This window comes from Bradyrhizobium sp. sBnM-33 (assembly GCF_032917945.1).
In the GTDB taxonomy this organism is placed as follows: Bacteria; Pseudomonadota; Alphaproteobacteria; order Rhizobiales; family Xanthobacteraceae; genus Bradyrhizobium.
In genome coordinates, this window is the sequence record NZ_CP136624.1 from 4,641,491 (window position 1) to 4,655,079 (window position 13,589).

Annotated in this window: 14 protein-coding genes and 1 pseudogene; 9 read left to right on the plus strand and 6 right to left on the minus strand. The window is 63.1% G+C overall.

Translation table 11 applies throughout. The annotated features are described in order from the left end of the window. Nucleotides 1–11: 11 nt before the first annotated feature. From RX328_RS21475 to RX328_RS21485, 3 genes are all read right to left on the minus strand, one after another. Nucleotides 12–692 carry a winged helix-turn-helix transcriptional regulator gene (locus RX328_RS21475; RefSeq protein ID WP_213245461.1) on the minus strand — a complete coding sequence of 227 codons (681 nt, stop codon included), beginning with the start codon at nt 690–692 and terminating at the stop codon, nt 12–14. A gap of 24 nt (nt 693–716) precedes the next feature. Beyond that, nucleotides 717–1,151 carry a hypothetical protein gene (locus RX328_RS21480; RefSeq protein ID WP_213245459.1) on the minus strand — a complete coding sequence of 145 codons (435 nt, stop codon included), beginning with the start codon at nt 1,149–1,151 and terminating at the stop codon, nt 717–719. A gap of 128 nt (nt 1,152–1,279) precedes the next feature. Continuing rightward, entirely contained in the window at nt 1,280–2,215 is a 936-nt protein-coding gene (locus RX328_RS21485; RefSeq protein ID WP_213245457.1) for an alpha/beta hydrolase, read from the minus strand. A 133-nt stretch (nt 2,216–2,348) separates the two neighbouring features. Between RX328_RS21485 and RX328_RS21490 the strand changes: the two genes are divergently transcribed. From RX328_RS21490 to blaOXA, 7 genes and pseudogenes are all read left to right on the plus strand, one after another. Next, the gene (locus tag RX328_RS21490; protein ID WP_213245456.1) at nt 2,349–3,545 is read left to right on the plus strand and encodes an RluA family pseudouridine synthase; all 1,197 of its coding nucleotides are present in this window, start codon (nt 2,349–2,351) and stop codon (nt 3,543–3,545) included. Nucleotides 3,546–3,660: 115 nt separating this feature from the next. Beyond that, a complete protein-coding gene (locus RX328_RS21495) occupies nt 3,661–4,551 on the plus strand; it encodes a hypothetical protein (protein WP_249725965.1) in 891 nt (296 codons plus the stop codon). Beyond that, nucleotides 4,449–4,883 (plus strand): annotated as a pseudogene (locus RX328_RS21500) (amidohydrolase family protein); the annotation flags it as partial. The gene RX328_RS21495 and the pseudogene RX328_RS21500, both read left to right, overlap by 103 nt. 218 nt (nt 4,884–5,101) lie before the next feature. Next, nucleotides 5,102–5,875, plus strand: a complete 774-nt coding sequence (locus RX328_RS21505; protein ID WP_213245454.1) for an ATP12 family chaperone protein — start codon at nt 5,102–5,104, stop codon at nt 5,873–5,875. Nucleotides 5,876–5,947: 72 nt separating this feature from the next. Beyond that, nucleotides 5,948–7,537, plus strand: coding sequence for a flagellar hook-length control protein FliK (locus RX328_RS21510; RefSeq protein WP_213245452.1), 1,590 nt, complete (start codon nt 5,948–5,950; stop codon nt 7,535–7,537). Then, complete coding sequence (locus RX328_RS21515) at nt 7,534–7,800, plus strand: EscU/YscU/HrcU family type III secretion system export apparatus switch protein (protein ID WP_213245450.1); 267 nt, start codon at nt 7,534–7,536, stop codon at nt 7,798–7,800. Before RX328_RS21510 ends, RX328_RS21515 begins: the two co-directional genes overlap by 4 nt. Before the next feature lie 132 nt (nt 7,801–7,932). Continuing rightward, on the plus strand, nt 7,933–8,751 hold the full coding sequence (gene blaOXA, locus RX328_RS21520; RefSeq protein ID WP_213245448.1) for a class D beta-lactamase: 819 nt from the start codon (nt 7,933–7,935) through the stop codon (nt 8,749–8,751). A gap of 7 nt (nt 8,752–8,758) precedes the next feature. Here the strand turns inward: blaOXA and RX328_RS21525 are convergent, their stop codons facing one another. Then, nucleotides 8,759–9,247, minus strand: a complete 489-nt coding sequence (locus RX328_RS21525; protein ID WP_213245446.1) for a hypothetical protein — start codon at nt 9,245–9,247, stop codon at nt 8,759–8,761. 264 nt (nt 9,248–9,511) lie between these two features. Here RX328_RS21525 and RX328_RS21530 point away from each other — a divergent pair, with 264 nt between their 5' ends. Beyond that, entirely contained in the window at nt 9,512–10,750 is a 1,239-nt protein-coding gene (locus RX328_RS21530; protein ID WP_213245444.1) for a serine hydrolase, read from the plus strand. A gap of 106 nt (nt 10,751–10,856) precedes the next feature. On the opposite strand, the gene RX328_RS21535 is transcribed toward RX328_RS21530, so the two are convergent. Beyond that, complete coding sequence (locus RX328_RS21535; RefSeq protein ID WP_213245442.1) at nt 10,857–11,264, minus strand: DUF4260 domain-containing protein; 408 nt, start codon at nt 11,262–11,264, stop codon at nt 10,857–10,859. 138 nt (nt 11,265–11,402) lie between these two features. Between RX328_RS21535 and RX328_RS21540 the strand changes: the two genes are divergently transcribed. Beyond that, nucleotides 11,403–12,935, plus strand: coding sequence for an acyl-CoA carboxylase subunit beta (locus RX328_RS21540; RefSeq protein WP_213245440.1), 1,533 nt, complete (start codon nt 11,403–11,405; stop codon nt 12,933–12,935). Nucleotides 12,936–13,047: 112 nt separating this feature from the next. Here RX328_RS21540 and RX328_RS21545 read toward each other — a convergent pair whose 3' ends face one another. Continuing rightward, nucleotides 13,048–13,509: a VOC family protein gene (locus tag RX328_RS21545; protein ID WP_213245438.1), complete on the minus strand. Its 462-nt coding sequence runs from the start codon at nt 13,507–13,509 to the stop codon at nt 13,048–13,050. Between the last annotated feature and the right edge of the window lie 80 nt (nt 13,510–13,589).

Below are 13,589 nucleotides of genomic sequence, written 5' to 3' on the forward strand. Positions count from 1 at the left end.
CGGTCCCTCCGTCAGTTTGCAGCAGCTGTTATGCGCCGGCGTTCCGCAAGGTCGAACAGAACGGGAAGCTTGCGGACGGCTGCCATGGAGCCGCTCACGCTGGCGCGCTTCGCATCGATCGCGTCCTGAAGGGACACGCTCGTCCCGACAATCTGGAGCACCGCGTCGAACGGGGCTTCCAGCGTTCCCTTACAATCGGTGATGCCTCTCTCAATAGCCGTCCCGACGCCGCCGCCCGCGACGGTGAAACCTGCCGATTTCTTGCCATGGGTGACCACAAGGCCGACCCTGATTTCCGGCACGGGTGAACGCTTCGCAATGGCATCGAGGCCCAACAGCACCCAATCCGGCTCGAACGTGTCGCCCGGCACCGGTGGGAACAGGAAGCGGCCGCCCCAGCGGATCAACTCCCGGATCGCAGGCTGAATTTCCCGGCCGATTTCGGTCAATTCGTACACCTGCGCATTGGCCGGCGGCGGCAAGGCGGTCCGCCGCACGACGTTGCACTCGATCAGGGCGGTGAGGCGCGTTGTCAGCAGGGTGGGACTCATGCCGTCAAGATGATCCAGGAGATCGCCAAACCGCTTCGGCCCAAGAAGAAGCTCGCGGATGATCAGGAGAGTCCAACGCTCGCCGATGATCTCGGCCGCGCGGGCGAGTGCGCAGAATTGCGGATAGTGAAGATTGCTCATGCCTTCGAGGTCGGCTCCTCCGTATCATCGTCGGTAGGCGAGGGCGATCAACGGCCCCACGACGGCAAATTGCAGGATCGTAAACGCGGTTTCGAGCAGCACGTAATCAGGCACGGAAACCATCACATTCTTGGCTGCGATCGCGAGCGTGGTGAACGACCACGACAGCAGGCCAGCGCCAAGACCGTACAGGAGCCCGTCCTTCAGGAAGGAGCCGCTACCTTGTGCGAATACGCGCGGGAACAACCACGAGAACACCGCGCCCTGGATAATCATTGAACCCAGTCCGAACGCGATCACCGGCTGGTCGCGATAGATCTGGAGCGCGTGGTATCTCTGCTCGAACAGGACGAGGTGCCAGACATAGGCGATCGGAAACGAGGGAAGCAGGTAGGCGGCAAAGCCAAGCCAAAAGCTGCGGACGCCGGTTGGACGGGCAACATCGGACGTTGCTGACATCGGAACAGCTCCATCGTACTACATTTTTTATAGTACATGCTATAAAATATGGAGTCAATATTTCGTGCCGGCAACTTCGCCGTGCGGCGTTCCGGGCGCGAGGCCGTAATGCGCCCTGAGCTCGGTCGCTATTTCCCTGTCTTCACGAAATCCAGGATCTGATCGGTCAGCCGGGTGTCGGCGGTGTTGATCGAATACACCTCCGACATGTGGCTGTGCTGCGGCAGCAGGAAAGTGCGTGCGCATCCGGCGGCGCGCTTGCAGCTTGCATCTTTCGCGAGATCGAATTGCAGCACGAAACCTTCCGGGTCCAGTTCGGCGGCGGCTATCATCAGCGGGATATCCGTTGTTGCCAAACCGGACAGCGAGGATCGTTCGGCGTAGCGCGCGGGATCGGCGCCGAAATAGGCGCGCCCGGTATCGGCAAGCGGTGTCGCGGTCAGGTCGTAAATTCCCGAGAGCATGATCGCGCCGGCCAGGCCGCCACCCTTCACCTTCTGGAATTCGGGATGCGCGACATAGTTTGCGACGTGAACCGCGCCGGCGGAATGTCCCATCAGGTAGATGCGCGCGGGATTGCCGCCATGCTCGCCGATCTTGTCGGTGATCCACTTGACCGCGGTGGCGATATCCTCCGTGCCCGCCGGCCAGGGTGCCAGTGGCGCGAGCCGATAGGTGACGTTGACGCCGACAAAGCCGTTCCTTGCCGCCCATAGCATGATGTTGTCGTAGAACGGGCTGGTCGGTGTGGTCCGCTTGTTGCCGCCGACGAAGGCGCCGCCATGGACAAAGATCAGCACCGGCCGGGCCGATGTCACGTTATCCGGTGCGAATATATCGAGCAGGTTGCGATCGGCGGGGCCGTATTTAACGTCTCGTTCGACCTTGACGCCCTGATACGGCTCTTTTTCCTGCAGCGGCGCGTAGAGCTCCACCGTCTTGGGTGGGTCGATGACGCGGCCGAGTTCCAGGAGCTTCCAGGCCAGATCCTCCGGCATCTGTGCCCACGCCGTGCTTGCGACCATTGCCGCCAGAACGGTCAAAGCCGATCTTGATAAGTTCATCCGGCCTGCCCCCACGTTTCTTGGTTGTTTGGCCTAACATGGCCGATCCGGCGCCTGATTTGTACTGAATTCGCCGTGACGATTCGCTGCTTTTGCGCTACTCAACCGCTCAACTTTCGGAGCCGCAGCCATCATGAGCCGACGCGTCAAGAGACCTCTCCGCCCAGCGGGCGATCGCCCCAAGGGTGCGCGTCCGTATCGGGGTTCGCAGGCCGAGCGGCCGCCGGCACATCGCCCGGGCGGAAAGCCAGCGGCGCGGTTTGCGGCCTCGCCACCTCGTGCCTCAAAGCATCTTGTCGCCGAGCCCGCGAAGGTCATCGCCGAGCCGCCGCCGCTGCCGACGAAGGTCCAGACCGTCGTCGTCACTGCGGACGAGAACAACATGCGCGTCGACCGCTTCCTGGAAGCGCGTTTCCCCGGCCTGTCGTTCTCCCACATCCAGCGCATCGTCCGGAAAGGCGAGCTGCGCGTCAACGGCAAGCGCGCCGACAGCAAGGACCGGCTGGAAGAAGGCCAGAGCGTTCGTATCCCGCCGCTCAAGCTCGATACGCCGAAGGGCGCAGGCGCGCTCTCGGAAGCCGCAACGAAGACGCTGCAGGCGCTGAAGGAGATGACGCTATTCGAGGACGCCGACGTCATGGTGCTGAACAAGCCCGCGGGGCTGGCGGTGCAGGGCGGCTCCGGCATCACGCGCAATGTCGACCAAATGCTGGAAGTGATGCGCGACGCCAAGGGGCAGAAGCCGCGGCTGGTGCACCGGCTCGACAGGGAAACGTCGGGCTGCCTGCTGGTCGCCAAGACGCGCTTCGCGGCGACCGCCCTGACCGGGTCGTTCCGCCACCGCTCCGCGCGAAAAATCTACTGGGCGCTGGTCGCGGGCGTGCCGAAGCCGAAGCAGGGCCGCATCTCGACCTATCTAGCCAAGGAGGAGAGCGAAGAGGACAGCATCATGCGGGTCGCAAAACATGGCGACGAGGGCGCCAGCCACGCGGTGACGTATTACGCCGTGGTCGAGACCTCGGCGCAGAAGCTCGCCTGGGTGTCGCTGAAGCCGGTCACCGGGCGAACCCACCAATTGCGCGCTCACATGGCGCATATCGATCACGCCATCGTCGGCGATCCCAAATATTTCAACAAGGAGAACTGGGATCTGCCGGGCGGGCTGCAGAACCGCTTGCATCTGCTCGCGCGGCGGATCGTGATCCCGCACCCGCGCGGCGGCGTGATCGATGTCAGTGCGCCGCTGCCGCCGCACATGCTGCAATCCTGGAATCTGCTCGGGCTGGAGCACGATCGGTTCGATCCTATCGAGAACGCGCCGGAAGAATAGCGGGTACGCAACGCGCTGGCTGGCGCAATAACTGTCAAACGCAGAACGCGCCAATTTGATATTGCGCGATTGAGGCGGCCTCTAACATCACGCCGTCAGGTGCAGGGGACCGCGCATGAACGGAAATCTGGTCAGGCTCGCGTTCTGCTTTTTCGTTTTGATCGGAGCGCCCGGCGCAAGTGGTCTGGCCAACGCGCAGACGCTTGCTCTCGTGGGCGGCAGCGTTTACGCATCACCCGATTCCGCTCCACTTGCCGATGCAGTCATTGTCACGCCCAACGGCGCGATCACTGCGCTCGGCAACCGCAGCGATATTCACATTCCCGCTGATGCCAGCGTCGTCGATTGCTCAGGCAAGACGGTGGTTGCGGGATTCTGGAACAGCCACATCCATTTCACGGAAGAAGTATGGAAGAACGCCGGCTCAGCTCCTGCCGCACCGCTGGCCGAGCACATGCAGGCGATGCTGACCCGGTGGGGGTTCACGACCGTCTGGGATATCGGCTCAGACGGGAAAGATACGCTGGCATTGCGCCGCCGGGTCAATTCCGGCGAGGTGCCGGGCCCGGATATCTATACCGCAGGCAGCATCTTCCCCAGGGACGGCCATCCTGCCTACCTGCCCCCCGAGATCAAGCTGCCGGAAGCTTCCACGCCGGAACAAGCCACGCAATTGACGCGCACCTATATGGGCTTCGGTCTTGATGGCGTGAAACTGTTCACCGGCTCCTTCAAGGGCACCGGAAAGCCGGTCGTGAATATGGACCCAGCGATTGCCAAAGCGGCGGTCGACGTTGCGCATGCCGCAGGCAAGCCAGCGTTCGCCCATCCGCAAAACATGGCGGGCGTCGACGCCGTGATTGCGGCCGGCGTCGACATCATGGCTCATACGGTACCCGGCGAGCCGATCTATTCGCCCGAGCAGCTCACGCGATTCAAGCAGCAGGGCATTGCCCTGGTTCCGACGCTCTCGCTATTTGCAAAGCTTCCGTTGCGCCAGATATAGCTGCACGCCTCATCGCGACGACCGTCGCTCAAGTCAAGGCGTTCTCCGACAATGGCGGCCCGGTCCTGTTCGGCACCGATGTCGGCTTCACCAAACTCTACGATACCACGCTCGAATTTGAGCTGATGCATCGCGCACTGTCCGCGCGTCAAATCCTGGCCACGCTGACCACTAATCCCGCGCAATATTTCAAGGCGGCGAAGAAGGGGCGGGTCGAGAACGGATTTGACGCCGACCTCGTGGTGCTCGACGGCGATCCGCTCGCCGATGTGACCAACCTCGCCAAGGTCGCTTACACGATCCGGGCGGGGAAGGTGATTTATCAGAAGTGAGCTGACGTCTAAGCCTGTCCCCGTCATTCCGGGGGCGCGCGCACGCGATCCCGGAATCCATCAGGTTCGCTGGTGCGGCGAATGGAACCCGGCGTCAGCGGGTCGTCCAGCAGAACCAGCATCGCAGCTTGCCGCCGCAACCTCCTCATCGCCTTTATTTGCATCCACCGGCATCGTATTGTCGGGACTGGATTAATCACCGACCTGCTGGATACCGCATGCGTGAACTATTCGATGACGTCGCCGGACAGTCTCCGCTCGATCCGACGGAGGCTGTGCGCCGCGCCACGCGCGCGCCCCAGCGCAAGCGCTTCTACAAGGAGGCCGGCGTTGCGCCGGCCGATGGCGGGTTTGCCGTGACGCTCGACGGCAAGTCGATCCGCACGCCTTCCGGCCGCCAGGTCGTAGCGCCGGTTAGCGCCATCGCGGAAGCGATCGCCGCCGAATGGAATGCGCAAGGCGAGACCGTCGACCCCCTGACCATGCCACTGACGCGCTTTGCTAACTCCGTCGTCGAGGTCGCCGATCGCGTCGATGCCGTGGCCGACGACGTCGCAAAATACCTCGGCTCCGACTTGCTGTTCTACCGGGCCGGCCATCCCGAGGCGCTGGTCGCGCGGGAAGCGGCGCATTGGGACCCCGTGCTGTCATGGGCCTCGAACGAGCTCGGAGCCCATTTCATCCTGTCCGAGGGGATCGTGCATGTGACCCAGCCGGAGCAGGCGATCAAGGCCGCTCGTCGCGTGTTTCCGGCCGACCCTTGGTCCGTGGCGGCGCTGCATGTGGTGACGACGTTGACAGGCTCCGCGCTATTGGCGTTGGCGTTGCTGCGCGGGGCCCTCGATTCCGACCAGGTTTGGACGGCGGCCCATGTCGATGATGACTGGAACGCCGAGCAATGGGGCGTGGACGAGGAGGTGGCGGCTCGCCGGGCCGCCCGGCTGATCGATTTCCGGGCCGTGGTGACCGTTCTGGACGCCCTGAAGACCTGAGCGCCCGCTGTCCGGTTAAGGAGAGGTTTACGGCGCCGGGGTAGGCTTCGGGCTTGGCCGAGACATCACACTATGGCGATTTCCATCAATCCCGTTCTTCCGGTGCTTGCTGCCCAAGAAGCTGGCGGCGTGGCGTCCGAACTGGTGCTGCAGCCGGGTAGCGTGGTCAACGCCCAGGTCCTGAAAGTGCTGTCCGCCGATCTCGTACGCATTGCGATCGCCAGCCTCTCGATCGACGTGACCTCGGAAATTCCGTTGCAGCAGGGCCAGAACCTGCAGCTTGCGGTATCGCAGACGAAGGATGGCGGCATCCGCCTGGCCCTGGTCGGGCAGGGCAGTGATGCCGCCGGGGCATCCGCCGATGCCGTCACCTTGTCGCCCGATGCGCTGGCCGATGCCGTCAATCGGCCAGCTATCGTGTCCGCGAAGAACGTGCTGACGCCGCTGGAGCGCGCAACCGTCTCCGCCGCCGCCCAAGCCGCCGCGACCGAACAGGACAGCCTGGCGCCGTTGTTTGCCAACCTGGGCGCGGCAGTTTCCTCCGGCAATCTGCCGCCGAAATTGCAAGCGGCAATCACGCAGGTGCTGGCGCAACAGACCAATCTCGATCAGAACCTTGGTGGCCCCGACATCAAGACGGCGTTCCAGAAGTCCGGAATATTCCTCGAAGCGTCGCTGGCGTCGGGCTCCGTCCCCCCAAGCGGCGTACCCGATCTCAAGGCCGCGCTGATCGTGCTGCGTCAGACGCTGCAGTCGGCGCTCGGCGGCAATTCGACGACCCCGCCGCCGACACCGGCCGGGGCACAACAGGCTGCGCCGCCACAGGCCGGCGCGAGCCTTGCGCCGTCTTTGTCGCCCAACGTCGATCTGCCGGAAATCCTGCTGCCGCAGGCGCGATTGCTTGCAGCCGAAAATCTCGCGCTGCCGATCCATGCCGCCCGAAGCTCACTGACGGCCCCGCCTGGGTCTTCGGCGGGCGCAACGCTGAACCTGCTGCAGGAGGCGCTGCAGGAGCTCGGCGTTCCAGTTCGGGCTGCCGCGGCCACATCGAAAGACGTTCGGGGCGGCGACATCACCTTCCACACCAACACGCCGCCGCCACCCATCCGGGGCGGGCTGCCGGCCGCACAGCCGATCGCCTCGCCCAGCATCACGCCGCATGCACCGCTCGAGGCGACCGCGCATCATCTGCTCGATGTTACCGATGCCGCCATCGCGCGGCAGACGCTGCTGCAGGTCGCCTCCTTGCCTGATCGCATCGATACGGGGCCGAAAGCTGACGTCGCGGCGCCACGCTGGAATTTCGAAATTCCCTTCGTGACGCCGCAGGGCACCGCGATGGCGCAGTTCGAGATTTCCCGCGATGGCGGCAGCGAGGCCGTCGAGGCAGTGAAGCGGGTGTGGCGCGCGCGGTTTTCGCTCGACGTCGAACCGGCAGGTCCGGTTCACGCGCTGATATCGCTAACCGGCGACAAAACTTCGGTGCGGATCTGGGCGGAACGACCGGCGACCGCAGAGCAACTGCGCGCCGGGACGTCGCAACTGAGCGAGGCGCTCAGCCGGGCCGAATTGCAGCCTGGCGATATCGTGATCCGCGACGGTGCGCCGCCGCAGGCCGCGCCCGCCGCCCGTGCCGGTCATTTTCTGGACCGTGCGCTATGATCGTCGGAACCAGGAACAAGGTTGCGATCGCGCTGCATTATGATAAGACCGGCGCCCCGCGGGTTGTCGCCAAAGGCAAGGGCGGCATCGGCGCGAAAATCATCGAGCTCGCCCGGGAACACGACATCCCGATCGAGGAGAACGAGGTGCTGGCGGGCGCCTTGTCCCATGTCGAAATCGGCGACGAGATTCCGCCGGAGCTCTACAAGGCGGTCGCCGAAGTGCTGATCTTCGTGCTGCGGCTGTCGGGTCGGATACGGTGATTGCGGTGGTTTTTCGCGCGAGCGGATGCCGGCTTGCGCCGGGAACACAGGGCAACTAAAGGCCCACTTGTCATAGTTTTTCCACGATGCCATCCGCATCGTCGGCATTCCTCAACCAGCCCGGATATCCTCGTGATCAATCGTCGTCATGCGCTCGGCCTGCTTGCCGCGACCACGCTGTTGCCCGCGCGCGCCCTTGCCAATGTCTCCTACCAGCGCAGCGAGTTTCGCGACGATCTGGCCAAGCGGTTTTTCGATCTCGGCACGACCGGCACCTTCGTCGGCTACAAGGTGGACGATTATTTGATCATCGCCAGCGACAAGGTGCGGTCGGGCGAGGGCAGCCTGCCGGCCTCGACGTTCAAGGTTCCGAATTCGATCATCGCACTCGAGACCGGCGTGGTCGAGGACCCCGACAAGGATGTCTTCAAGTGGGATGGCGTGAAGCGCAGTATCGAGCCCTGGAACAAGGATCATACGTTGCGTTCGGCGATCGCGGCTTCAGTGGTGCCGGTGTATCAGGAGATCGCTCGCCGCATCGGGCAGGAGCGTATGCAGAAATATGTCGACCTGTTCGACTATGGCAACCGCGACATCGGCGGCGGCATCGACCAGTTCTGGCTGACCGGCAGTTTGCGCATCGACCCGGTGCAGCAGATCGATTTCATCGACCGGCTGCGGCGCGGCGTGCTGCCCGTCTCCAAGCGCAGCCAGGAATTGACGCGCGATATCCTGCCGGTAACAAAGGTCGGCGACGCCACCATCCGCGCCAAGAGCGGCTTGCTGGGCGCGGAGCAGGGCAAGCCTTCACTGGGCTGGATGGTAGGCTGGGCCGAGAAGGGCAACCAGCAGACCGTGTTCGCCATGAACATGGATTGCAAGGAGCAAAGCCACGTCGCCGCGCGCATGACGGTCGTACAGCAATGCCTCGCCGATATCGTGGCGATCTAGTTCGCGGTTAGCGCCGGTTCAACGCCAGCGAGACCGACGTGATATTGGTGCCCTGGGGCTGGATGGACACCGTCTGCCTGCCGCCGCGGGTCGTCAGCGACAGATGGGCCGAAAAGTTGTCGCCTCGGGCGGCAGCCTCGACATGATCGCCGGCGGCGCGCCCGGTAAGCGTCCCGGAAGCGTTACGGCTCGCTTCGCTCCATGAACCCGAAATCGCGCCGCCACGGTATTGGACCTCGCTTGCGAGATCGAAATTGTAGCTCGCGCTGGCGCACCTCAGGTTGAGCTGGAGCTGTTCGCCGCTTCCGGCGACGTCGTACGACGCGCGGCAGCGCAATTGCTCGCGTTGTCCATCACTGGTGCTGATCACGCCGCCGCCCGACCACGTACCCGCCATCGCGGTGAAGGGCGAGGCAGGTGCGGCCAGCGCCGCGCTGCCGGTCAGGCTGAGTGATGCCAAAAGAAGCGCTGCTCTCGTGAGATTGGATCCGTACATCTGATGGCCTCCTTCGGTTTGGCAATCAACGCCATCCAAGGGTTCACGGTTCCTTCACCGGCAAGTGTACGGCGAGGTTCCGCCGGGGAGCAAGTTGTACTAGCTTGTCATGGCTACCAGAGGATTGTGCATGCCGCATCGTCGCTCGGTGCTGTCAGGAGGCTTGGCGTTTTCGCTTGGCCGGATTGGGGTTGGGCCCAGATGCTACGGGGGCAGGATGTTGCCGCCACTCTTAAGGAGAGGGTGGATGTCGGGCGTGAAACGATGGGCCTCGTTGCCGCTTTCCTCGACGGGGACCGGCACAGCATCGCGGCGTATGGTCAATCCGACTCCCCCGGCAATCGCCCGCTCGATGGCGATACGGTGTTCGAGATCGGCTCGATCACCAAGGTGTTCACGGCGCTGCTGTTCGCCGACATGGTGCTGCGCGGCGAGCTCGCACCTGATGACCCTGCGGCGAAATATCTGCCTGCCAGCGTCAGGATGCCCGATTTCGAAGGGGCGCCGATCACGCTGATAGACCTTGCGACCTATACGTCGGGCCTGCCGCGGATGCCGTCGAATTTCGCGCCGAAGGATTGGAGCAATCCCTATATCGACTACACCCCCGAGCGGCTCTACGACTATCTCTCGAACCACAAGCTCGCCCACAAGCCTGGCAAGCATTACGAATACGCCAATCTCGGCTTCGGCCTGCTTGGCCACATCCTCGAACTGCGCGCCGGCAAGAGCTACGAGGAGCTGGTGGTCTCGCGCATTTGCGCGCCGCTCGGCATGGAGGATACGCGCATCACGCTTTCGAGCTCGATGCAGCGACGCCTGGCGCGCGGCCACAGCGCGACGCTCGCACCCGTCGCGAACTGGGATTATTCGGCGTTCGCCGGCGCCGGTGCCTTCCGTTCGACGGCGAACGACTTGATGAAATTTCTGCGGATATGCATGAATCCCGCTGAAGGGCCGCTCGCTTCCGCGCTGCAGATGACGCTTTCCGAACGGCGTCCAATGATGGAGGAGCGTGACGTGGCGCTGGGCTGGTTTATCTCGTCGCAGTTCGGCGACGAGGTGATCTGGAAGAGTGGGGGCACAGGCGGTTATGCAGCCTTCATCGGTTACTCGACCAAGACCTGGCGAAACTGCATCGTGCTCTCCAATGCAGCCGACTATGACCCAAATATCGCGCTTGGCACCCATCTCATCAACGCGGCATACCCGCTCGCAAAAATTCGGCGCGAGGTGCCGGTCGATCCGGCCGTGCTTGCAACCTATGCCGGACGTTACGAGCTCACACCGGACTTCGTGCTGACGGCGCGCGCCGATGGCGGGCGGCTGTTCGTGCAGTGGACAGGTCAGGAAGAACTCGAAGCCTTCGCCGAGAGCGAGACTGACTTCTTCAGTCGCGTGGGCAATGCCCAGATCACCTTCGCGCGGTCCGGAGGCGGCATGGTGTCGTCGCTGGTCCTGCATCAGAACGGCAAGGACCTGCCGGGCAGGCGCCTGCCTTAGGCAGGCGTAGCTGACCGAGCTTCAACAGCGCCAGCAGGAAACCAACCGCCGCCTTCCCAGTTCGCGGCGGCTTCGAATGGGACGACAGCAAGCAGCCAATCGGCTGTCACTTCGGAGACTTCCCGATCCGCCCCAGATGCGTGAAGCCAAAACCGCTGGCGTATTTCAACCCGTAGCCGAGCGCGCGATCGAGGCCGATATGGGCCAGCCAGATCATGGCGATCGAGAGTGTGAGCGGCGCGGCGGTGGCAAATCCGGTCGTCATGATTGCCATCGGCGCGAGATAGCTGTGGGCGGCGTTGTAGATGAGGGCGCCGAAACGCGGTCCCGACAGGTAGGCTGCAAAGCTGAGATCGGGCACGAAGAACAGGAGGGCATAGATCCACCAGTCGCCGTCCCAGATATAATAAAGCAGCGTCATACCGATAAAGAGCGCTAATCCCTCGAGCCGCAGCACAGTTCGCACGCCCCCTGTAACGGCGCCCGAGGTGTCGGCGCTTGCGGTATCGGTCATTCCGGTCCCCCTAGTCAGGATGCGCATATAGGGGGTGCCGGAGCGCGGTACCAGATGCCGGATGAGGGTGTTTCCGCTTCCGAAAAGGCCGTGTTAGAAGGCCTTCAAATCGTTACCCAAAAGACGGGCGGAAGCAGCATGAAGGATATCCTGGACACCCTCGAAGAACGGCGCGCCGGCGCCAAGCTCGGCGGCGGCGAAAAGCGCATCGAGGCGCAGCACGCTCGCGGAAAATTGACCGCGCGGGAGCGCATCGAGCTTCTGCTCGACAAGGGCTCGTTCGAGGAGTTCGACATGTTCGTCGAGCACCGCTCGACCGAATTCGGCATGGAAAAGACCAAGGTGCCGGGTGACGGCGTCGTCACTGGCTGGGGCACCGTCAACGGCCGCAAGACGTTTGTGTTCGCCAAGGATTTTACCGTGTTTGGCGGCTCGCTGTCCGAGACCCACGCGCTGAAGATCACAAAACTGCAGGACATGGCGATGAAGGCGAGGGCGCCGATCATCGGCCTCTATGACGCCGGCGGGGCGCGCATCCAGGAGGGCGTCGCGGCGCTCGCGGGCTATTCCTACGTATTCCGCCGCAACGTCATTGCCTCGGGCGTGATCCCGCAGATCTCCGTCATCATGGGGCCCTGCGCCGGCGGCGACGTCTATTCGCCCGCGATGACCGATTTCATCTTCATGGTGAAGAACACGAGCTACATGTTCGTTACCGGCCCCGATGTGGTGAAGACGGTCACCAACGAGGTCGTGACCGCGGAAGAGCTCGGCGGCGCCTCGGTGCACGCGACGCGCTCCTCGATCGCCGACGGCGCGTTCGAGAACGACGTCGAGACGCTGCTGCAGATGCGCCGGCTGATCGACTTCCTGCCGTCCAACAACACCGACGGCGTGCCGGAATGGCCGAGTTTTGACGATATCGAGCGCGTGGACATGTCGCTGGATACGCTGATCCCCGACAATCCGAACAAGCCCTACGACATGAAGGAGCTGATCAGCAAGGTCGTCGACGAGGGCGACTTCTTCGAAATCTCGGAGGCGTTCGCGAAAAACATCATCACCGGCTTCGGCCGCATCGCCGGCCGCACGGTCGGCTTCGTCGCCAACCAGCCGATGGTGCTGGCGGGCGTGCTCGACTCTGACGCTTCAAGGAAAGCCGCGCGCTTCGTCCGCTTCTGCGATGCCTTCAACATCCCGATCGTGACGTTTGTCGACGTACCGGGCTTCCTGCCGGGCACCGCTCAAGAGTATGGCGGCCTGATCAAGCACGGCGCGAAATTGTTGTTTGCGTACTCGCAATGCACGGTGCCGCTCGTCACCGTCATCACCCGAAAAGCCTATGGCGGCGCCTTCGACGTGATGGCCTCAAAGGAAATCGGCGCCGACATGAACTACGCCTGGCCGACTGCGCAGATCGCCGTGATGGGTGCCAAGGGCGCCGTCGAAATCATCTTCCGCGCCGACATGAACGATCCCGAGGCGATCGCCAAGCGCACCAAGGAATACGAAGACCGCTTCCTGTCCCCCTTCATCGCCGCCGAACGCGGCTACATCGACGACGTCATCATGCCGCATTCGACGAGAAAGCGCATCGCGCGGGCGCTGGCGATGCTGAAAGACAAGAAGGTCGAAATGCCCGCGAAGAAGCACGACAATTTGCCGTTGTAACCGGTGCCGTAGGGTGGGTTAGCGAAGCGTAACCCACCGGCCGCACCAACGGCGTATTGAGACTTTGGGGTTACGCTGCGCTAACCACCCTACGAAGGTCTCACGAGCTCGCTTACGCCGCCTTGTTTTGCTGCTTCATATATTCCGTTGCTCGCTTCTTGAGCTCGGCAGGCGAAACGTCCTCGACGTGAGTGCCGATGTGCCAGTGATTGCCGGCCGGGTCCGTCACGCCGCCGCTACGGTCGCCGTAGAACATGTCCGTAGGCTCCATCACCGAGGTGCCGCCAGCCTTCAGCGCCTTCTGGTAAACTTCATCCACATTGGGCACGTAGACGTGCAGCATGGCCGAAGTGGCTTTGGCACGCTCGGACGCATCGGAAATCATCACGACGGAATCGCCGATCTTGAGCTCCGCGTGCATGATCTTGCCATCGGGCCGCATCATCGGCTCGAACACGAATTCTGCGACGAATGCGTTCTTCATGAACTGGATGATCCTGTCCGCGCCGTCGACGACGAGATAAGGCGTGAGCGTGTGATATCCGTCAGGAATGGGCTTTACTTGAGTTGCCATCGCTGTCTCCTCTGGTTTGGATGACTCCTGCAGCAGAACGACCCAACATTCCCCTTGTCCTTTGGATTTTCACGCGGTTG

Coding starts and splice junctions, on each gene's coding strand:
- RX328_RS21475 (WP_213245461.1), bottom strand. CDS start 692: ATGAGCAATCTTCACTATCCGCAATTCTGCGCACTCGCCCGCGCGGCC.
- RX328_RS21480 (WP_213245459.1), bottom strand. CDS start 1,151: ATGTCAGCAACGTCCGATGTTGCCCGTCCAACCGGCGTCCGCAGCTTT.
- RX328_RS21485 (WP_213245457.1), bottom strand. CDS start 2,215: ATGAACTTATCAAGATCGGCTTTGACCGTTCTGGCGGCAATGGTCGCA.
- RX328_RS21490 (WP_213245456.1), top strand. CDS start 2,349: ATGAGCCGACGCGTCAAGAGACCTCTCCGCCCAGCGGGCGATCGCCCC.
- RX328_RS21495 (WP_249725965.1), top strand. CDS start 3,661: ATGAACGGAAATCTGGTCAGGCTCGCGTTCTGCTTTTTCGTTTTGATC.
- RX328_RS21505 (WP_213245454.1), top strand. CDS start 5,102: ATGCGTGAACTATTCGATGACGTCGCCGGACAGTCTCCGCTCGATCCG.
- RX328_RS21510 (WP_213245452.1), top strand. CDS start 5,948: ATGGCGATTTCCATCAATCCCGTTCTTCCGGTGCTTGCTGCCCAAGAA.
- RX328_RS21515 (WP_213245450.1), top strand. CDS start 7,534: ATGATCGTCGGAACCAGGAACAAGGTTGCGATCGCGCTGCATTATGAT.
- RX328_RS21525 (WP_213245446.1), bottom strand. CDS start 9,247: ATGTACGGATCCAATCTCACGAGAGCAGCGCTTCTTTTGGCATCACTC.
- RX328_RS21530 (WP_213245444.1), top strand. CDS start 9,512: ATGGGCCTCGTTGCCGCTTTCCTCGACGGGGACCGGCACAGCATCGCG.
- RX328_RS21535 (WP_213245442.1), bottom strand. CDS start 11,264: ATGACCGATACCGCAAGCGCCGACACCTCGGGCGCCGTTACAGGGGGC.
- RX328_RS21540 (WP_213245440.1), top strand. CDS start 11,403: ATGAAGGATATCCTGGACACCCTCGAAGAACGGCGCGCCGGCGCCAAG.
- RX328_RS21545 (WP_213245438.1), bottom strand. CDS start 13,509: ATGGCAACTCAAGTAAAGCCCATTCCTGACGGATATCACACGCTCACG.